General features: G+C 68.4%; 16 protein-coding genes. 6 read left to right on the top strand and 10 right to left on the bottom strand.

Annotated features, from left to right (window positions below):
• Window positions 1-85 precede the first annotated feature (85 nt).
• From murJ to BPET_RS13495, 8 genes are all read right to left on the bottom strand, one after another.
• Window positions 86-1,645, bottom strand: a complete 1,560-nt coding sequence (murJ, locus tag BPET_RS13530; protein ID WP_012249584.1) for a murein biosynthesis integral membrane protein MurJ — start codon at window positions 1,643-1,645, stop codon at window positions 86-88.
• Between the two features lie 51 nt (window positions 1,646-1,696).
• Entirely contained in the window at window positions 1,697-2,455 is a 759-nt protein-coding gene (locus tag BPET_RS13525; RefSeq protein ID WP_041862897.1) for a 3-hydroxyacyl-CoA dehydrogenase, read from the bottom strand.
• 79 nt (window positions 2,456-2,534) lie between these two features.
• Window positions 2,535-3,191, bottom strand: a complete 657-nt coding sequence (gene adk / locus BPET_RS13520; RefSeq protein WP_012249582.1) for an adenylate kinase — start codon at window positions 3,189-3,191, stop codon at window positions 2,535-2,537.
• 93 nt (window positions 3,192-3,284) lie between these two features.
• Window positions 3,285-4,049 carry a 3-deoxy-manno-octulosonate cytidylyltransferase gene (kdsB, locus tag BPET_RS13515; RefSeq protein ID WP_041862896.1) on the bottom strand — a complete coding sequence of 255 codons (765 nt, stop codon included), beginning with the start codon at window positions 4,047-4,049 and terminating at the stop codon, window positions 3,285-3,287.
• Window positions 4,050-4,052: 3 nt separating this feature from the next.
• A complete protein-coding gene (locus BPET_RS13510; protein WP_012249580.1) occupies window positions 4,053-4,238 on the bottom strand; it encodes a Trm112 family protein in 186 nt (61 codons plus the stop codon).
• Between the two features lie 42 nt (window positions 4,239-4,280).
• Complete coding sequence (lpxK, locus tag BPET_RS13505) at window positions 4,281-5,348, bottom strand: tetraacyldisaccharide 4'-kinase (protein WP_012249579.1); 1,068 nt, start codon at window positions 5,346-5,348, stop codon at window positions 4,281-4,283.
• Window positions 5,345-5,767 (bottom strand): ExbD/TolR family protein, encoded by a 423-nt coding sequence (locus tag BPET_RS13500; RefSeq protein WP_041862895.1) that lies wholly within the window; start codon window positions 5,765-5,767, stop codon window positions 5,345-5,347. Before BPET_RS13500 ends, lpxK begins: the two co-directional genes overlap by 4 nt.
• Window positions 5,764-6,384, bottom strand: a complete 621-nt coding sequence (locus BPET_RS13495) for a MotA/TolQ/ExbB proton channel family protein (protein ID WP_012249578.1) — start codon at window positions 6,382-6,384, stop codon at window positions 5,764-5,766. Before BPET_RS13495 ends, BPET_RS13500 begins: the two co-directional genes overlap by 4 nt.
• Before the next feature lie 344 nt (window positions 6,385-6,728).
• Between BPET_RS13495 and xseA the strand changes: the two genes are divergently transcribed.
• The 4 genes from xseA to pcaF all read left to right on the top strand — a co-directional run bounded on the left by xseA (window position 6,729) and on the right by pcaF (window position 11,657).
• Complete coding sequence (gene xseA / locus BPET_RS13490) at window positions 6,729-8,084, top strand: exodeoxyribonuclease VII large subunit (protein WP_041862894.1); 1,356 nt, start codon at window positions 6,729-6,731, stop codon at window positions 8,082-8,084.
• A 94-nt stretch (window positions 8,085-8,178) separates the two neighbouring features.
• Complete coding sequence (gene sodB, locus BPET_RS13485) at window positions 8,179-8,757, top strand: superoxide dismutase [Fe] (protein WP_012249576.1); 579 nt, start codon at window positions 8,179-8,181, stop codon at window positions 8,755-8,757.
• A 157-nt stretch (window positions 8,758-8,914) separates the two neighbouring features.
• Window positions 8,915-10,300 carry a chloride channel protein gene (locus tag BPET_RS13480; protein ID WP_041862893.1) on the top strand — a complete coding sequence of 462 codons (1,386 nt, stop codon included), beginning with the start codon at window positions 8,915-8,917 and terminating at the stop codon, window positions 10,298-10,300.
• Between the two features lie 151 nt (window positions 10,301-10,451).
• Complete coding sequence (gene pcaF / locus BPET_RS13475) at window positions 10,452-11,657, top strand: 3-oxoadipyl-CoA thiolase (protein ID WP_012249574.1); 1,206 nt, start codon at window positions 10,452-10,454, stop codon at window positions 11,655-11,657.
• A 94-nt stretch (window positions 11,658-11,751) separates the two neighbouring features.
• Here pcaF and BPET_RS13470 read toward each other — a convergent pair whose 3' ends face one another.
• Complete coding sequence (locus BPET_RS13470) at window positions 11,752-12,234, bottom strand: DUF192 domain-containing protein (RefSeq protein WP_012249573.1); 483 nt, start codon at window positions 12,232-12,234, stop codon at window positions 11,752-11,754.
• A gap of 115 nt (window positions 12,235-12,349) precedes the next feature.
• Window positions 12,350-12,595, bottom strand: a complete 246-nt coding sequence (locus tag BPET_RS13465) for a cold-shock protein (RefSeq protein ID WP_012249572.1) — start codon at window positions 12,593-12,595, stop codon at window positions 12,350-12,352.
• Between the two features lie 222 nt (window positions 12,596-12,817).
• Here BPET_RS13465 and clpS point away from each other — a divergent pair, with 222 nt between their 5' ends.
• Together clpS and BPET_RS13455 are read left to right on the top strand one after the other, a co-directional pair.
• Window positions 12,818-13,132: an ATP-dependent Clp protease adapter ClpS gene (clpS, locus tag BPET_RS13460; protein ID WP_012249571.1), complete on the top strand. Its 315-nt coding sequence runs from the start codon at window positions 12,818-12,820 to the stop codon at window positions 13,130-13,132.
• Window positions 13,133-13,210: 78 nt separating this feature from the next.
• Complete coding sequence (locus BPET_RS13455; RefSeq protein WP_012249570.1) at window positions 13,211-18,397, top strand: alpha-2-macroglobulin family protein; 5,187 nt, start codon at window positions 13,211-13,213, stop codon at window positions 18,395-18,397.
• Window positions 18,398-18,439: the final 42 nt, after the last annotated feature.

Genomic DNA, 18,439 nt, shown 5'->3' with positions numbered 1-18,439 from the left:
TTTTTTACTTTAGATTACATCGTGCGCCTCGTAAATTATTGTTTTTTTACAGGTTTGGCGTTCGGGGCGCGGTAAAGGGGCGGGTTTACCCGGTGCGCCGCCGCCCGAAATCGCGCAGCCGGAACCCGCATGCGAACAGGGAGGCGAAATAGACGGCGCCACTGGCGGCCAGTACCACGGCCAGCCACAAGGCCCGCTGGCCCGGGTGGGCCTGCAGGGCCACCCAGTCGAGGCGCTGCTGGGCGTAGACCAGCACCAGGGCCAGGGCGGCCAGCGCCGGCAGCAGACGCAACAGGAACCGGGGCCATCCGGGGGCAGGCTGGTAGGCTCCGCGCCGCCGCAGGCCGATGAGCAGGGCCAGCGCGTTCAAGGTGGCGCCCAGCCCGATGGCCAGCGCCAGGCCGGCATGGGCCAGGGCGGGCACCAGCGCCAGGTTCATCAATTGGGTAGCGACCAGCACCATGACGGCGATTTTCACTGGCGTGCGGATGTCCTGCTGGGCGTAAAACCCTGGCGCCAGGATTTTGACCCCCAGGATGCCGATCAGGCCGGCCGAATAGGCAATGACCGCCAGGCGGGTCTGGGCGACGTCCTGCGCCTGGAACGCGCCATAGTGAAACAGGGTGGCCACCAGCCCGTCGGACAGCAGCGCCAGCCCGAGGGCGGCGGGCAGCCCCAGCAGCAGCACCAGGCGCAGGCCCCAGTCGAGCAGGGCGGAATAGGCGGCGGCGTCGCGCCGTGCGTGGGCGGCCGACAGGCTGGGCAGCAGCACCGTGCCCAGCGCCACGCCCAGCAGCGCGGTGGGAAATTCCATCAGGCGGTCGGCGAACGACAGCCAGGTGACGCTGCCCGGCGCGAGCCAGGTGGCGATGTTGGTGTTGATGAGCAGGGAAATCTGGGCCACCGACACGCCCAGGGTGGCGGGCGCCATCTGGCGCAATATGCGTTGCACGGTGGGGTCGCGCCACGCCAGCCGCGCGCTGGTGAACAGGCGCGGAACCAGGCCCAGCCGCGCCAGCGCGGCCCACTGCATGGCCAGTTGCGCCACGCCGCCGGCCATGACGCCGATGGCCAGGGCGTAGATGGGGACGTCCATGCGCGGCGCCAGCCACAGGCAGGCGCCGATCATGGACAGGTTCAGCAGCATGGGCGTGAAGGCCGGCACGGCGAAGCGCCGCCAGGTGTTCAGCACGCCCGAGGCAAACGCCACCAGCGACATGCACAGGATGTACGGGAACATCATCCGCGTCATCCAGACGGCCGCGCCGAATTCCGCGGCGCGGGCATCGCCGCGCAGGCCGCTGGCCATGGCGGTGACCACCCAGGGCGCGGCCACGATGCCCGCCAGCGTCACGGCCATCAGCGCCAGGGTAAGCAATACCGCCACGCGGTCGAGCAGGGTGCGCACCTCGGCGTCGCTGCGCTCGTTGCGCGCGGCGCCCAGGATGGGCACGAAGGCTTGCGCGAACGCGCCTTCGGCGAACAAGCGGCGCAGCAGGTTGGGGATGCGGAACGCCACCCAGAAGGCGTCCGTCAGCGGGCCGGCGCCGAACGCGCGCGCGATCAGGATGTCGCGGATCAGGCCGGTAATGCGCGACAGCAGCGTAAAGCTGCTGACGGTGGCGGCCGAACGGAACAGACCCATGTGGAAAAGGAAAGAAGCGCGCGGCGGGCGGGCCGGCGCGCGCAGCCAGGGTTACTTGGGCGGCATGCGGATCGCGCCGTCGAGGCGGATCGTTTCGCCGTTGAGCATGTCGTTGGTGATGATGCTGTGCACCAGCCGGGCGTAGTCTTCGGGACGGCCCAGGCGCGGCGGGAAGGGAATGCTGGCGGCCAGCGAATCCTGTACTTCCTGGGGCATGCCGAAGATCATGGGCGTGCCGAAAATGCCCGGAGCGATGGTCATGCAGCGGATGCCGGTCCTGGAGAGGTCGCGCGCGATGGGCAGCGTCATGCCGGCCACGCCGGCCTTGGAAGCCGCGTAGGCAGCCTGGCCGATCTGGCCGTCGAAAGCCGCGACCGACGCGGTGTTGATCAGCACCCCGCGTTCGCCGGTGGGCTCGGGCGTGTTGGCGCTCATGGCCTCGGCGGCCAGCCGCATCATGTTGAAGCTGCCGATCAGGTTGATGGAGATGACTTTCTGGAACAGGTCGAGCGGGTGCGCGCCGTTCTTGCCGACGATCTTGGCGGCCGGGGCCACGCCGGCGCAGTTCACCAGGCCGAACAGCGAGCCCAGTTCGAGGGCGGCGGCCACGGCGCGCTGGCCGTCGGCTTCCTGGGTGACGTCGCAATGCACGTAGCGCTGGCCCAGCTCGTTGGCCAGGGCTTGGCCGGGTTCGTCCTGCAGGTCGGCAATGACGACCTTTGCGCCGTTTTCCACCAGCATGCGCGCCGTGCCGGCGCCCAGGCCGGATGCGCCGCCGGTCACGATGAATACCTTGTTCGAGATTTCCATGTGAAGCCTTTGAAGACAGATAGATTCAGCAAAGCGCCGCGGCGGGCCGCGGCGCATGGAAGAGGGCGGTGGGGCCGGCTCAGCTGGCCAGCGCCTGGAACAGGCGGGCCTTGATGTCGTCGACGGCGCCTACGCCGGAGATCTTGCGGTACTTGGGCGCCTTGCCGTCGCCGGCCTGGGCCCAGGATGCGTAGTAGTCGACCAGGGGGCGCGTCTGTTTCTGGTAGACGGCCAAGCGGTTGCGCACGGTGTCTTCGCGGTCGTCGTCGCGCTGAACCAAGGGTTCGCCGGTGACGTCATCCAGGCCTTCCTGCTTGGGCGGGTTGAAGCGCACGTGATAGCTGCGCCCGCTGGCCGGATGCACGCGGCGGCCGCTCATGCGTTCGATGATGTCGTCTTCGGGGACTTCGATTTCGACCACGTAGTCGAGCGCCACGCCTGCGCTCTTGAGCGCGTCGGCCTGCGGAATGGTGCGGGGAAAGCCGTCGAACAGATAACCGTTGGCGCAGTCGGGTTGCTTGAGGCGGTCCTGGACGAGGCCGATGATGATTTCGTCGGACACCAGCCCGCCGGCATCCATGACTTTCTTGGCTTCCTGGCCCAGCGGCGTGCCTTGCTTGACGGCCGCGCGCAGCATGTCGCCGGTTGAAATCTGCGGAATGGCGAAGTGCTGGGTGACAAATGCGGCCTGGGTGCCTTTGCCGGCGCCGGGCGGTCCGAGCAGGATGAGACGCATGGATGCTCCTGATTGATTGCGAGTTTTTATGACCGGGAACGATTATGCCGCAATGCAGCAGCCCTTGTGGCCGAGCGTATCAAGGGAAACCCCTTATAACCCATCGGCGTACAGCGCCCGCACGCGCTCGAGGTCGGCGGGGGTGTCCACGCCGGCCATGGGCGGTTGCGGCGTGCGATGCACGACGATGGCGTGGCCGTGTTCCAGGGCGCGCAATTGTTCCAGCGCCTCGTAGTGTTCCAGCGCGCCCTGGGGCAGGGCCGGGAAGCGGCGCAGAAAGCCCGCGCGGTATGCGTACAGGCCGATATGGTGCAGGGCCGGCAGGCCGGGCGCCAGCACGCGCGTGCCGCCGGCCAGGGCGTCGCGCGCCCAGGGGATGGGCGCGCGCGAGAAATACAGGGCGCGCCCGCCAGCGCCGCACACAACCTTGACGACATTGGGATTGAACAGTGCCTCGGCGTCGGCCAGCGGACAGGCGCAGGTGGCGATGGCGGCGTCGGGGCTGGCCTGCAGCGTGGCGGCCACGGCATCGACCAGGGCCGGATCGATCAGGGGTTCGTCGCCTTGTACGTTGACCACCACCGTGTCGTCGGCCAGGCCGAGTTGTTCGACGGCCTCGGCCAGCCGGTCGGTGCCGGTGGGGTGGTCGGCGCGGGTGAGCAGGGCGGCGTGGCCGTGGGCCGCCGCGGCTTGCGCGACGCGGGCGTCGTCGGTGGCGATGTAGACGCCGGTGGCGCCCGAGCGGGCCGCGCGCTCGGCCACGCGCACGACCATGGGCTTGCCGGCGATGTCGGCCAGCGGCTTGTCGGGCAGGCGCGTGGACGCCATGCGCGCCGGGATGAGAGCGACGAAGCTCACGGCTCAGGCCGTATCGGCGGGCGCGGCATCGAGCTGCCGGGCTTCGGATTCAAGCATGACCGGAATGCCGTCGCGCACCGGATAGGCCAGGCGGTCGGCGCGGCAGAGCAGTTCGGCCCGGGCGCGGTCAAAGTCGAGGCGGCCCTTGCAGACGGGGCACACGAGAGTGTCGAGAAGGCGGGATTCCATCCCGCGATTCTAAAGCAGTTTGGGATGCCGGCGCAGCGAGCTTCAGCGCGCGATGGCGGCGGCCGCCTGGCGCAGGCGCGCCTCCAGCCAGTCGAACAGGCCGGGGTCGGAAAGCCGAGCCTGTACCGGAACTTCCCACAGGCGCGGGTCATCCAGCCCGCGGCACTTGATGGCGTCTTTCGAGGTGACCAGGATCGCGTCGGCGACGATGGCCTCGAACGGCGAACGCCGGTAATCGTAGTGGTCGGGCAGCGCCAGGCAGGGTTCGGGGTGCAGGCCCGCGGCGCGCAGGGTGGCGAAATAGCGTTCGGGGTTGCCGATGCCGGCGGCGGCGGCCACGGCTGGAAATGCCCGGGCATCGGCGAAATCGGCCAGCGGCCGGCGGGCGCCGCTTTGCAGGTGCCGGGCCGCTTCCGGCTCGAGCCGCATGTCGGCGCGCCGCGGCCCCTGGCCGGAGGCGGCCGTGGGCGTGGCGGACGATTGCGGCGCGCGATTAGTAATTATTGCGTCGACGGTATCCAGGCGCGCGGCCGGTTCGCGCAGGGGGCCGGCCGGCAGCAGGCGGCCGTTGCCGATGCCCCGATCGTCCTGCACGGCGATTTCGATGTCGCGCGCGATGGCCAGGTGCTGCAGTCCGTCGTCGGAGACGATCACGTCCACCTGAGGGTACTGGCTCAGCAGCGCCTGAGCCGCCAGGGCGCGGCGCGGATGCACCGCGACCGGCGCGCCCGTCGCGTGGGCGATGAGGGCCGGCTCGTCGCCATGGCTGGCAGGGGTCAGCTCCCGGCCCTGGCCGACGCGCGGCTGCGGCCCGATGCGCGCGCCGTAGCCGCGGCTGATCACTCCGGGTGTCCAGCCGCGTTCGCGCAGCGCCTGCACGGTGGCGATGACCACCGGCGTCTTGCCGGTGCCGCCGACGTAGATGTTGCCGATGACCATGACCGGCACGGGGGCGCGGTATACGGGGCGGCGGCCGGTTTGGTACTGGGCGCGGCGGCGCGCGACGTGCCAGGCGGTCAGGGCGGACAGGGGGCGCAGCAGCGTGGCCAGCCAGCCGTCGTGCTGCCAGTGGCGTTGCGCAAAGGAGGCGCGAGAAGAAGAGGGCTTCACCGGGCGTTCTGGGCGGCGAAATTGACGCGCCCAATGCCTGCCAGGCGGGCCGCTTCCATGACATTGACTACCGACTGGTGGGAGGCCTGCGCATCGGCGTTGATCAGCAGCAGCGGCTGCGGCTTGCCGGCGGCGGCCAGCGTCAGGGCCTGCGCCATGTCGGCGGGTCCGGCGGCGTCGACCAGCGTGCCATTGACAGCGTAGCGGCCGTCGCGGCTGATCGCTACTTCGATGGCGGGCGGGGTTTCCTGTTCGATGGCGGCCTCGGGCAGGGTGACCTTCAACTGGGTGAAGCGTGCGAACGAGGTCGTGGCGGCCAGGAAAATCAGGATGACCAGCAGCACGTCGATCAGCGGGATCAGGTTGATCTCGAGTTCGTCGCCTTCGCCGCGCCCGCCGCGCCCGCCGCGGAAGTTCATGGCTGGTTCCCGGGCTGGGCATCCGGCGCGCTGGCCCGCGCCACCCTGGCAGCGATCTGCTCCATGGCGTTGAGCAGGCCGTCGACCCGGCCGCGCAGGTAACGGTGCGCGATCATGGCGGGAATGGCAATGAGGATGCCGAAGGCGGTGTTATAGAGCGCGATGGAGATCCCGCGCGCCAGTTGGGCCGGATCGCCCCCCGAAGGCGTGTACGAGCCGAAGATTTCGATCATGCCCACCACGGTGCCGAACAGCCCCATCAGCGGAGCGATGACCGCCACCGTGCCCAGGGCCGGGATGTAGCGGTTCAGGTCGTGGGCGACCGCGCGGCCAACGTCTTCGATTGCTGCGCGCTGCAGATCGTGCGGCTGGTGCCGCTGGCGCAGCACTTCGGCCAGCACGCGGCCCAGGGGCGAATTGCGCTCGAGCCTGGCCAGCGCTTGCGGGGTGTCCTGGCCGTTGCGCTGCATTTCCAGCACTTGCTCGGGCAGCCCGCGCGGCAGGATCAGGCCGCGCCTGAGCGACAGCAGGCGTTCGACGATCAGGGCCAGGCCCAATATGGACGTGGCAAGCAGCGGCCAGATCGGCCAACCGGCTTCGCGAAAAATGGACAGCAAGGCGGAGCTCCCGGGGTGGCCGCGCCCGGCGGCGCAGCCCGATTCAAGGGCGAACTGTAACGGGCGGAAGGGCCTGGTGGCAAGGCCGCCGCCGTAGGACCAATCTATCCACAGTTTTTGTGGATAATTCTGTGCAGAACTTCCCTGAAATGCGGATGAATGCTGGTTTTGGACTGGGTCGGCGGTGGTGTGCCAGGTTGGCCTGAGCTATTTTTCCCATAGAAAACAATAAGTTGCTACTAATTTATTGGCGTTGCAGGGGGCCGGCCGCCAAGGAATGGCCTGCGATATCATCTGTGCCCGCCGGGCAAGCCCTGTGGACAGTTATCTCTTCGGAAAGCCTTATGACAGTTGAATTTCCCGTAAGAAACGACGTATTTACGCGGGATATCATGACGGTTGCCCAGCTAAACCAAGCAGTGGGCCAATTGTTGGAGCGCAACATCCCGTCATTGTGGGTTCGCGGCGAGATTTCCAACTTCACCCAGGCCGCGTCGGGCCACTGGTACTTCACCTTGAAAGACAGCCGGGCTGCGGTGCGCGCGGTGATGTTCCGCGGCCGCGCGGCGGCCGTGGGCTTTGTCCCCCGCGCTGGCGACCAGGTAGAAGTGCGCGCCCGCGTGTCGCTGTACGAGCCCCGCGGCGACTACCAATTGCAGGCCGAAGCCATGCGGCGCGCCGGCCTGGGCAACCTGTACGAGGCATTTCTGCGGCTGAAGGCGCAACTGGCCGAAGAGGGCCTGTTCGATCCGGCCGTCAAGCGCACTCCCGTGGCCTTGCCGCGCGCCATTGGGGTCATTACCTCGCTGCACGCGGCCGCGCTGCGCGACGTGCTGTCGGCGCTGGCGCGCCGCGCGCCCCAGGTGCCGGTGTTGGTGTATCCGGCGCCGGTGCAGGGCGCCGATGCCGCGGCCCGGTTGGCCGTTCAGCTGCAGGTGGCCAATGCGCGCCAGGAAGTCGATACGCTTCTGCTGGTGCGAGGCGGAGGCAGCATCGAAGACTTGTGGAGCTTCAACGACGAATCCCTGGCGCGGCTGGTGGCTGCCAGCGCCATTCCGGTGATCAGTGGCGTCGGGCACGAGACCGACTTCACCATTGTGGACTTTGTGGCCGACGTGCGCGCCCCCACGCCCACCGCTGCGGCCGAGCTGGCCTGTGTGCCGCGCGCCGACCTGCTGGGGCAGGTGGAGCAGGCGGCCCGCCGCCTGGCGCGCGCACAGCAGCGCCGGCTGGAATTGGCCGCCCAGCGGCTGGACAGGGCGGCGGCGCAATTGGTGTCGCCCGCCCGCCGGCTGGCGCACCAGGCCGAACGGCTGAACACCTTGCGCCACCGTCTGGCCGGGGCCTGGAACGGCCCGCAGGGCCGCCGCAACGCGCGCATCGGCCTGTTGGCGCAGCGTCTGGCGCATGCCACGCCCGACCTCGGACGCGCCTCTGAGCGGCTGGCCGCGCTGGCGCGCCGGCTGGGGCAGGCGCAGGCTCGCCAACTGGCCGTCCGCAAGGCCAGGGCCGAGGCGGTGGCGGCGCACCTGCGCGCGCTCGATCCCCAGCACACCCTGGCGCGCGGCTACGCGATCGTGCGCGACGCGCAGGGCCGCATCGTGCGCGACGGCTCGTCGCTGGCGCGCGCCCAGGAGCTGGACGCGACCTTCGCGCAGGGCGGCGCGCGGGTGCAGGTGCTGGACCCGCGCTCCAGTTAACCCCGCGCCAAAACAGGGTTAAGCGGGCGTGCCCGCTCCAAGAGCCGATACAATGGTCGCGCTTGATCGTGCACTCAACAAAGAAGGAACCCACATGGCACATACTCTTCCCCCCCTGCCTTACGCGCTGGACGCTCTGGCTCCGCACATCTCCAAGGAAACGCTCGAGTTTCACTATGGCAAGCACCACCAGACCTACGTCACGAATCTGAATAATCTGATTCCCGGCACCGAATTCGAAAACGCCTCGCTCGAAGACATCGTCAAGAAGTCGTCCGGCGGCGTGTTCAACAACGCGGCCCAGATCTGGAACCACACGTTCTACTGGAACAGCCTGGCTCCCAACGCGGGCGGCGCGCCGTCCGGCAAACTGGCCGACGCCATCAACGCCAAGTGGGGCAGCTTCGACGCCTTCAAAGAAGCCTTCAACAAGTCCGCCGCCGGTAATTTCGGCTCGGGCTGGACCTGGCTGGTCAAGAAAGCCGATGGTTCGCTCGACATCGTCAACACCAGCAATGCCGCCACGCCGCTCACCACGGCCGACAAGCCGCTGCTGACCTGTGATGTCTGGGAACACGCCTACTACATCGACTACCGCAACGCCCGCCCCAAGTACCTGGAAAACTTCTGGGCGCTGGTCAACTGGGACTTCGCGGCCAAGAACTTCGCCTGAGCGGTCCGCCGCCCACGCAAACGCCCGGCTTCGGCCGGGCGTTTCCATTTTGCGGCGCGCGGGTGCGCGCCGATGCGGCCGGCCAAGGCGATCCGATGGTAAGGTAGCGGGCCCACCGCGCTATTGTTCGCATTCTCTTCACGCTGCCCCGCCGACCATGCAACTGATACGCCGCCTGACGACCCGCCTGCGCCTGCTTTCCCACCGCAAGGCACGGCAAATGGGGCGCCTGTCGCGCAAAAGCCTGCAACTGGCGTTGCTGCTGGGCGGCGCCGCCCTGGTGGCCCTGGTGTCACTGGGTTTCGCCCGCCTGGCCGACCTGGCGCTGGAATGGAACCACGCTTGGGTCTCGCGCTACGGCTGGCTGGCATTGGTGTTGATTCCCGCTGCGTTCGCCATATTGCGCTGGCTGACTTTGCGACTGGCTCCCAAGGCCGCCGGCAGCGGCATTCCACAGGTAATAGGCTCGTTGAGCCTGCCGCCCGGGCCGGCCCAGACCAGCCTGGTGTCGCCCGGCCAGACGGTGTGGAAGATCCCGCTGACGTTCCTGGGCCTGGCGGCAGGCGCCTCGGCCGGCCGCGAAGGCCCCTCGGTGCAGGTTGGCGCCGCGGTCATGCTGGCCTGGGGACGCTTCTGGCAGCGCCGGGGCGTGCCGCTGCGCGGGTTCCATGCCAACGAACTGATTGCCGCGGGCGCGGCCGGCGGGTTGGCCGCCGCCTTCAATGCCCCGCTCGCGGGGGTTATTTTTGCCATCGAGGAGCTGGGGCGCGGGACGGTGCTGCGGTGGCAGCGCCTGGTGCTGATCGGCGTGCTGGCGGCGGGTTTCCTGGTGGTCGCGCTGGCGGGTAACAACCCATATTTCGGCACATTCGGCGGGCAGGCGCTGCCCGAATACATGGCCATGTGGGTGCTGCTGTGCGGCCTCGTCAACGGCGTGCTGGGCGGCGTGTTCAGCCGCCTGCTGAGCAAGGGCGCGGCGGGCGTCGCGCCGGCTTCGTGGCGCGGCTGGATCCGCCAGCATCCGGTTTGCACGGCGGCGGCCATGGGCCTGGCACTGGCCGTGCTGGGCGCTCTCAGCCAGCACACGGTATACGGCACCGGCTATGCAGTGGCCGGCGGCCTGCTGTCGGGCGAGGCCGAAGGCCCGGCCGCGTTCGGGCTGGCGAAGCTGGCCGCCACGGTCGTGTCGTACTGGGCGGGCATCCCGGGCGGGATTTTCACGCCCGCCCTTACCACCGGGGCCGGCATTGGCCAGCATTTGTGGGAATTGACCGGCGGCGAGGTCGACCGCCGCGTCCTGGTGCTGATTTCCATGGCGGCCTTCCTGGCCGCGGCCACACAATCGCCGCTGACCGCCAGCGTGATCGTGATGGAAATGACCGGCAGCCAGCCCATGCTGTTCTGGCTGCTGGTGGGAGCCCTGTCGGCATCGGTGGTGGCGCGCCAGTTCTGCCCGCAGCCGTTCTACCACTTCGCGGCGGGCCGCTACCGCCGCCAGGCGCAGGTCGAGGCAGGGCGGGCCGCGCGCGGCGATCCGTCGTAGCGCCCTGGGTATCCCCACCAAGATGTCCAACACGTAGACACTGTCCGTCTTGTGGACGTGTCGGGGCAGGGCTGCGCCGGCCACCGTGTGGCTGGCGTAACATCGAAAAATCCGCTTTTTTCCTTGTCACACTACTTCGGGTTTTCGATCCATGACCGTGCATGCTTACATCTGCGATGCCATCCGTACACCTTTCGGCCGCTACGGCGGCGCCCTGGCGCCCGTGCGCGCCGACGACCTGGCCGCCGTGCCGATCAAGGCGCTGATGGCGCGCAACGCCGGTGTGCACTGGGACGAACTGGCCGACGTGATCCTGGGTTGCGCCAACCAGGCCGGCGAAGACAACCGCAACGTGGCCCGCATGGCGTCGCTGCTGGCGGGGCTGCCCATCGAAGTGCCGGGCGCCACGCTGAACCGCTTGTGCGGATCGGGGCTCGATGCCATTGGCACTGCGGCGCGCGCGATCCGCGCGGGCGAAGCAGGCCTGATGCTGGCTGGCGGCGTCGAAAGCATGAGCCGCGCTCCCTTTGTCATGGGCAAGGCCGACACCGCGTTCTCGCGCAATGCCGCCATTTATGACACCACTATCGGCTGGCGCTTTGTCAACAAGCTCATGAAGGCCCAGTACGGCGTCGACTCGATGCCCGAAACCGCCGAGAACGTGGCCGACGACTTCAACATCAGCCGCGCCGACCAGGACAAGTTCGCGTTGGCCAGCCAGGAAAAAACCGCTCGCGCCCAGCGCGAAGGCTTCTTCGATGCCGAAATCACGCCCGTGTCCATCCCGCAGAAAAAGGGCGACCCGATCGTGGTGGCCAAGGACGAGCATCCGCGCGAAACCAGCCTGGAAGCGCTGGGCCGCCTGAAGGGCGTGGTGCGCGAAGGCGGTTCGGTGACGGCCGGCAATGCCTCGGGCGTGAACGACGGGGCCGCGGCGCTGCTGCTGGCCGACGAGCGCGCCGCCGCCCGCCACGGCCTGACACCGCGCGCGCGCGTGGTGGGCATGGCCACGGCCGGCGTGGCGCCGCGCATCATGGGCATGGGTCCGGCTCCGGCTACCCGCAAGGTGCTCGAACTTACCGGACTGAAGCTCGACCAGATCGACGTCATTGAACTGAACGAGGCGTTTGCCGCGCAGGGCCTGGCGGTGTTGCGCGACCTCGGCATTGCCGACGACGACGCGCGCGTCAATCCCAATGGCGGCGCGATTGCCCTGGGGCACCCGCTGGGCGCCAGCGGCGCCCGCCTGGCCACCACGGCCATCAACCAGCTGCATCGCACTGGCGGCCGCTACGCCTTGTGCACCATGTGCATCGGCGTGGGCCAGGGCATCGCGGTGGTGCTCGAACGCGTCTGACCTTGCGGCGCGCGTAACGAAAAGAGCCGGAACTTCCGGCTCTTTTTCATTGCTTCGCAGGTCTGTCCGCGCGGGCTGGGGCTTTGACCCAGGCTCAGGGCAGCCCGTCGATGCGGTTGCCTTCCTTGATGCCATGCGTGGCGAACCAGCCCTGCGCCATTTCCAGGGCGTAGCGCACCGGCCGGGCCGAGCAATGGGCGTCGTCGGTCTGCGGCGCCATGTCGGCGATGTTCACGATGGCGCCGTCGTCGGCAATGAAGGCGATCGACAGGGGCAGAAGCGTGTTGCGCATCCAGAAGCACTGCAGGTCCGGCATTTCGAACACGAACAGCATGCCGTTGTTGTCGGGCAGGCTTTGGCGCTGCATCAGGCCGATGCGTCGCGTGTCTTCGGTGCTGGCCACTTCGGCCCGGATGATATGAATGCCGGCGGTCAGCTCGGCAACTGGCAGGCCGCGCTGGGGAATGGTGAGCGACTGCTGGGCCGTGGCGCCGGCGGGCAGCCCCAGCAGCGCGGCGACGGCGACGGCCGCGTGAATGAAAAGGCGCGGGAAGGACGGCGGGCGATGGGTCGACATGAAATGGGGAAACGGCGGAAAATAACAGGGCGGGGCATTGCGCCCCGCCCGGGCAATAACGCCGCCCGATGCCGGATGGGCCGGCTTGCGGGCGGCGCTGTACAGATACTGGGCGTCAGGCCGACGTGATGTTCAATGCCTGTTTGCCTTTAGGACCCTGGATGATTTCGAACGCCACTTTCTGGCCTTCTTTCAGGGTTTTGAAGCCGTTCATCTGGATGGATGAAAAATGCGCGAACAGATCTTCACCGCCGTCATCGGGCGTGATGAAGCCGAATCCCTTCGCATCGTTGAACCATTTGACGGTACCCGTCGATTTGGGATTGTCCCCTTGGACGGCGGTTGCGGTCGTATCAGACATGCGGACTGCCTCATTGAATCGTATGTTTGACAGAAGGCATTGGGCCTGGGCTTGCTTGCCTTCCGGCTTCCGGGTGGGCCTCCATGCAGCCAAGGACCCCCGAATGCGTGGATAATGCTCTGCTTTTCTTTCCGGCGTCAAGTGTGGAAACTACGCATTTCTGCGTGTAATTTTACGTAAGTCCCGGCGTTGCCGTTCCTTGTTTCAATAGAATCCCGCCCTATGAGTTCGACCTTGGATACCCAGCATGACGTGGCTGTGGAAAAGGCGCCGGCCCGTACCGCCCCGCCTCCCATGTACCAGGTGGTGCTGCTCAATGACGATTACACGCCGATGGAATTCGTAGTGAAGGTCCTGCAGAAGTTCTTTGGCAAGAACCAGGAAGATGCCACCCGCATCATGCTGCAGGTCCATCATGAAGGCCGTGGCACCTGTGGCGTTTACCCGCGCGATGTGGCCGCCACGCGGATCGCGCAGGTTGCCCAGTATGCGCGCGCGCGCCAGCATCCGTTGCAATGCGTCATGGAACCCGTATAACAAGCAGTCTAGTATCCGCCGCGTGGCGGCGGTTATCCAGGGCGCGCGGCGCTCGTACACGCTGTACAGGGGCATGTGATGAGTCAAAGAGGGGGCGCTGTCGCGATATTGGCGGTGGTGGTGGCGATCGCCGTGGGCCTGGGGTGGTGGGCTGGACGGGGAGGGGCGCCATCTGCACCTGACACGGCTGCCGCGGCCGTCCAGCCATCGGCTCAGTCTGATCACACGACGCAATCCCGGCCGCAGCGGCCGGCTTCGGCCCAGCCCGCCGCCGCCACGGTCGGCCAGGCCGATCCGTTCGCGGTGCTGGATTGCCAGGCCCGCGAATACAACGACACACTGGCCCTGGCGGTCACGTTCACTCAGCCGGTAGACCGAAAGGCCGGCCTCGATTCTTTCCTGAACGTCGTCGACACTGGCGCGGTCAAGGCGTCCGAAGACGGGCAGGACGCCGCCGCGGCCAGCAAGGCGTCGGTGGTGGCTGCCGGCGCTGCGGCAGCCCAGGGGCGACCGGTACAGGGCGCCTGGGTGGTGGGCGACAACCCGCGCATGGTCTATTTCCCTTATGTGCAACCGCAGCGCAGCTATGCCGTGCGCCTGCGCGCGGCCCTGCCCGGCGCCCAGGCGGGCGCCACACTGGGCGCCGATCTGCAATGCAGCGTGCAGACGCCGGCCATGCCGCCTTCGTTCTACTTTGCCAGCCGTGGCGTGGTGCTGCCGGCCGGGCAGAACGGCGGCCTGCCCGTCACCACGGTCAATGTGCCCGAGGTGGACGTGCAGTTCCTGCGCGTGGCGCCCGAGCATATGGCCGAATTCTTCGACGACGTGCTGGGCCTGGGCAATGCCGGCGACGACGATGACGACGAATGGCGCTATTCCGACAACCGCAGCCTGAAGGGTTCGGTCAGTAACTGGGACCTCGACCGGCTGCATCGCCTGACCACCAGCGTCTACCAGGGCCGCTTTCTTACCGACGACCATCCCAACCGGCGGCATGTGACGTTCCTGCCGGTAGAAACCCTGGCCGAATTGCGGCAACCCGGCATCTACGTGGCGGTCATGAGCGAGCCGGGGCGCTTTCGCTACGAATACCAGGTCACCTATTTTTATGTGAGCGACATCGGCCTGCACACGCGCCGCTACGCCGACCGCATCGAGGCCTATGCCGTGTCGCTCAAGAGCGGCCAGCCAGTGGCCGATGCCGAGGTCGAACTGGTGGACGGCGCCGGCAAAGTGCTGGCGCGGGCCCATGCCGACCAGGACGGCCACGTGCGCTTTGACGGCGATCCGGCCCGCGCGCGCCTGGTGCGCGCCGTGCGCGGCGCCGAAATGACCGTGCTGGCCCTGGGCGAACCGGCGCTGGACCTGTCCGAATACGACATTGGCGGCCATCCCGCCCGCAACAACAATTTGTTTGTCTATGCGGGCCGCAACCTGTACCGGCCCGGCGAAACGTTCCAGGTGTCGGTATTGCCGCGCGATCCGGATGGCCGCCCGTTGCCGCGCGCGCCGCTGACCGCCACCTTGAAGCGGCCCGATGGCCGGCTGGTGCGCAGCGAACTATGGCAGTCCGCGGAAGAAACGCCCGGCTATGTCGAGCATGCGATCAGCCTGCCCGTCGATGCCCAGACCGGCAAATGGTTGCTTGAGCTGCGGGTCGACCCGGCCGCTCGCACGCCGGACGCCTCGTGGTGGTTCCAGGTCGAGGAGTTCCTGCCCGAGCGCATGAAACTGCGGCTGGAGTCCGCCCAGGCCGTCCTGGCCCCGGGCGAGCCGTGGCAGATCGATGTGCAGGGCGATTACCTGTACGGCGCGCCGGCTGCCGGCAACCGCCTGCTGGCCAGTTTCCAGGTCAAGCGCGACCGCTACGCGCTGGCCCGGCAATGGCCGGGCTTCGTGTTCGGCGACGTCAATGACGACGCCCTGCGGCATTACGAAGAACTGCCCGAAGGCAAGCTCGACGACCAGGGCGCGGGGCAACTTTCGGTCGACCCGCAAGGCGCGGGCGCGGCCAATTCGCCTCTGCGGGTGCGGTTGTCCGCCAGCCTGCTGGAGTCAGGCGGGCGGCCCGTGGTGCGCTCGATCGAGCGCAGCGTCTGGCCGGCCGACAAGCTGATTGCCGTGCGCCCGCTGTTTGACGACGACGTCACCCGCGAAGGCGCGCCGGCCGGCTTTGAAGTGGTGCGCGTAGACACCGCCGGCAAGGTGGCGGCGCTGCCCGAGGCGCAATTGCGCCTGTACCGTGAAAACCGCCGCTATTACTGGCGTTACGACGATCAGCGCGGCTGGAACAGCGGCTACACCGATACCGACGAACTGGTGGAATCGCGCGTTATTGCGCTGCCCGATCGCACGACGTTGTCGCTGCCGGTTGGCTGGGGTCGCTACCGGCTCGAGATCGCCGACCCCCAGACCGGCCAGGTGGCGCGCTACCGCTTCTACGCAGGGTGGGGCGCGCAAGACGCCGAGGCCGTGGGCAACCGGCCCGACCGGGTGCAGATGAAGCTCGAAGGCGTGCCCGCCCGGCCGGGGGATACCGTCAGGCTGACCATTACGCCGCCGCACGACGGGCAGGCACTGGTCACGGTCGAGGGCGACCGCATGCTGTGGTCGCGCTGGGTGCCGGTGCAAGCTTCCGGCACGCCTCTTGAGATTCCCGTCGACCCGGCCTGGAAGCGGCACGACCTGTACGTGTCGGCCGTGGTGTTCCGCCCCGGCAGCGCCGGCGACCGGGTCACGCCGGCCCGTGCGCTGGGGTTGGCATTCCTGCCCATCGGCAGCGCCGAGCGCAAGCTGGGCGTGGCGCTCGAAGCCCCGGCCAAAGTCGAGCCCGAAAAGCGCGCCACCGTCCGCGTCAAGGTCGACGGCGCGCAGGGCGGGCAGGCCATGGTCACCCTGTCGGCGGTCGATGTCGGCATCCTGAACATCAACCAGTACGCGACGCCGGATCCGCTCGATTTCTTCTTCGGCAAGCACCGCTATGCCGCCGAACTGCGCGACATGTACGGCAAACTGATCGAAAAAATGGACGGCACCCGCGGCCGGCTGAAATGGGGCGGCGACGCGGCGCTGCGCGGCGACAGCCGCAGCCTGCCGCGCAAGGTCAAGCTGGTCGACCTGTTCTCGGGGCCGGTGGCGCTCGATGCGCAGGGCCAGGCCGACATCCCGCTTGACCTGCCCGACTTCAACGGCACGCTACGCCTGATGGCGGTGGCTTTCAGCGACGAAAAATACGGCAGCGCCGATGCCGAGATGGTCGTGGCCGCGCCCATCGTGGCCGAACTCAGCACGCCGCGCTTCATCACGCCGGGCGACCAGGCCGCCGTGGCGCTGGATGTCACCAACCTCAGCGGCGCCACGCAGCGGGTCACGGTGGACCTGCGCGCGCTCGATCCGCTGGCCATTGCCGATGGCACGCGCACGGTCACGCTGCAGGACCGCCAGCGCACTACCTTGCGTTTCGTGGCCACGGCGACCGGCTCATACGGGTTGGGGCAGCTGCGGCTGCAGATCGACGGCAAGGGCGGCGCCAAGCCGGTGCACATCGTGCGCGAATCGGTGCTGCAGGTGCAGCCGGCCCATGCCCCCGAAAACCAGCTGCGGCGCGTGCGGCTGGCGCCGGGCGCCAGCTTCGCGCCCGGCGCGGCGCTGGTGGCGGGCTATTACCCCGATTCGGTCAGTGCGAGCCTCAGCCTGTCGAACCGGCCGCCCATCAACGTGGGGCGCCTGGTACAGCGCTTGCTCAGCTATCCGTATGGATGCACCGAGCAGACCATCAGCGCCACCTTGCCCTGGGTGCTGATCGACGATGCCGACGCGCAGCGCTTCGGCCTGCCAGTGCGCAGCCGCGAAGCCCGCGCCGAGAAGGTCGCCGGGGCGCTGGGCCGCCTGGCCGGCATGCGTAACGCGTCGGGCGCGTATTCGCTGTGGGGCGATGCCTCGGCGCGCGACGTCTGGCTGACGGCGTATGCCACCGGCTTCATGCAGGACGCGCGCGACCGCCAGTTCGCGGTGCCCGACGACGCGCTGGAGCGCCCGAAGCGGTGGTTGCTGGAGCAAGTGCAGCAAAGCGCCGGCAGCTTCGGCACCTGGCCCGACAGGCTGCGCCGCCAACTGCAAAGCGGACGCGTCGACAGCGACTACGCCACCACGCTGCGCAACGATCACCGCCGCTTTGCCGGTTTTGCGGCCGCGGCGCTGGTGCTCGCGCGCGATCGCCAGGCCCCGCTGTCGACGGTGCGCCAGTTGTTCGACCGCTACCAGGAACGCGCCTTGTCGCCGTTGCCCTTGATCCAGCTGGCCGCGGCATTCCAGCTCATGGGCGATGCGGCGCGCATGGAGCAGGCTGTCGAGCTGGCGCAGGCGCGCGGCTATGGCTATCAGCGCCATGGGGGCAGCGGCTACTGGGACGAATGGCTGGGCGATTACGGCAGCGCGGTGCGCGATTACGCGCTGGCCTACGCGCTGGCGGCGAAATACCAATTGGCTGAGCAGGGCCGTGAAACCTGGCTGGCGCAGCTCGACAGCCGCCTGCAGGGGCGTTCCTACCTGTCGACCCAGGAGCAGATGGCGCTGGTGCTGGCCGCCGGCGCGGCAGGCGGCGACGCGGGCCAACCCTGGGCGGCATCGCTGGCTACCGCCGCCGGGCGCCAGGAGCTGACCGGCGCCGCCGATCGCAGCGTGGCCTTGCGCGGCGCCGACGTGGCTGCCCTGCAGCTCACGAATACCGGCACGCAGCCGCTGTTCGTCGAGCTCGACCTGCAGGCCACCCGGCAGGAACCGCCCGCGCCGCGCAGCGACGCTATCCGCCTGCAGCGCAGCTGGTACACGCCAGACGGCCGGCCCTGGGACGGTGGCGTGCTGCATACGGGCGACCTGCTGGTGGTGAAGCTGCGCGTGTCGGCCAACCAGGTATTGCCCGACGCGCTGGTGGTCGATCGCGTGCCGGCCGGCCTGGAAGTCGAAAACCTGAACCTGTCGCAAAGCCCCGACATGCAAGATTGGCAAATCGGCGGGACGCGGGTGGCTGACGCGCTGGCCAACCCGGCCATCAAGCACCGCGAATTCCGCGACGACCGCTACGTGGCTGCCGTGGCCCTCGACCGCAATACTGTCGAGGTGTTCTACATGGCGCGGGTCGTCACGCCGGGGCGTTATGCCGTGCCGTCCAGCGTGGCTGAAGACATGTACCGGCCCGAATTGCGAGGCGTAGGCGAACGATGGAGCCCCATCGAGATCCGCGACCGCGGCGCCGCGCCGCAATAAGAAAGGGCGGCCGCGCGCGCCGGCGGCTGGCGTTGCTGGGCA

Source organism: Bordetella petrii (assembly GCF_000067205.1).
Taxonomy (GTDB): domain Bacteria; phylum Pseudomonadota; class Gammaproteobacteria; order Burkholderiales; family Burkholderiaceae_B; genus Bordetella_A; species Bordetella_A petrii.
The sequence above is the reverse complement of the archived record's forward strand: the minus strand, read 5'-3'. Positions and strand labels throughout refer to the sequence as shown.

What these genes read in the sequence shown, in the direction of transcription:
- murJ (WP_012249584.1), bottom strand. Translation starts at nt 1,645, where the DNA reads ATGGGTCTGTTCCGTTCGGCCGCCACCGTCAGCAGCTTTACGCTGCTG.
- BPET_RS13525 (WP_041862897.1), bottom strand. Translation starts at nt 2,455, where the DNA reads ATGGAAATCTCGAACAAGGTATTCATCGTGACCGGCGGCGCATCCGGC.
- adk (WP_012249582.1), bottom strand. Translation starts at nt 3,191, where the DNA reads ATGCGTCTCATCCTGCTCGGACCGCCCGGCGCCGGCAAAGGCACCCAG.
- BPET_RS13510 (WP_012249580.1), bottom strand. Translation starts at nt 4,238, where the DNA reads ATGGAATCCCGCCTTCTCGACACTCTCGTGTGCCCCGTCTGCAAGGGC.
- BPET_RS13500 (WP_041862895.1), bottom strand. Translation starts at nt 5,767, where the DNA reads ATGAACTTCCGCGGCGGGCGCGGCGGGCGCGGCGAAGGCGACGAACTC.
- xseA (WP_041862894.1), top strand. Translation starts at nt 6,729, where the DNA reads ATGACAGTTGAATTTCCCGTAAGAAACGACGTATTTACGCGGGATATC.
- sodB (WP_012249576.1), top strand. Translation starts at nt 8,179, where the DNA reads ATGGCACATACTCTTCCCCCCCTGCCTTACGCGCTGGACGCTCTGGCT.
- BPET_RS13480 (WP_041862893.1), top strand. Translation starts at nt 8,915, where the DNA reads ATGCAACTGATACGCCGCCTGACGACCCGCCTGCGCCTGCTTTCCCAC.
- pcaF (WP_012249574.1), top strand. Translation starts at nt 10,452, where the DNA reads ATGACCGTGCATGCTTACATCTGCGATGCCATCCGTACACCTTTCGGC.
- BPET_RS13470 (WP_012249573.1), bottom strand. Translation starts at nt 12,234, where the DNA reads ATGTCGACCCATCGCCCGCCGTCCTTCCCGCGCCTTTTCATTCACGCG.
- BPET_RS13465 (WP_012249572.1), bottom strand. Translation starts at nt 12,595, where the DNA reads ATGTCTGATACGACCGCAACCGCCGTCCAAGGGGACAATCCCAAATCG.
- clpS (WP_012249571.1), top strand. Translation starts at nt 12,818, where the DNA reads ATGAGTTCGACCTTGGATACCCAGCATGACGTGGCTGTGGAAAAGGCG.
- BPET_RS13455 (WP_012249570.1), top strand. Translation starts at nt 13,211, where the DNA reads ATGAGTCAAAGAGGGGGCGCTGTCGCGATATTGGCGGTGGTGGTGGCG.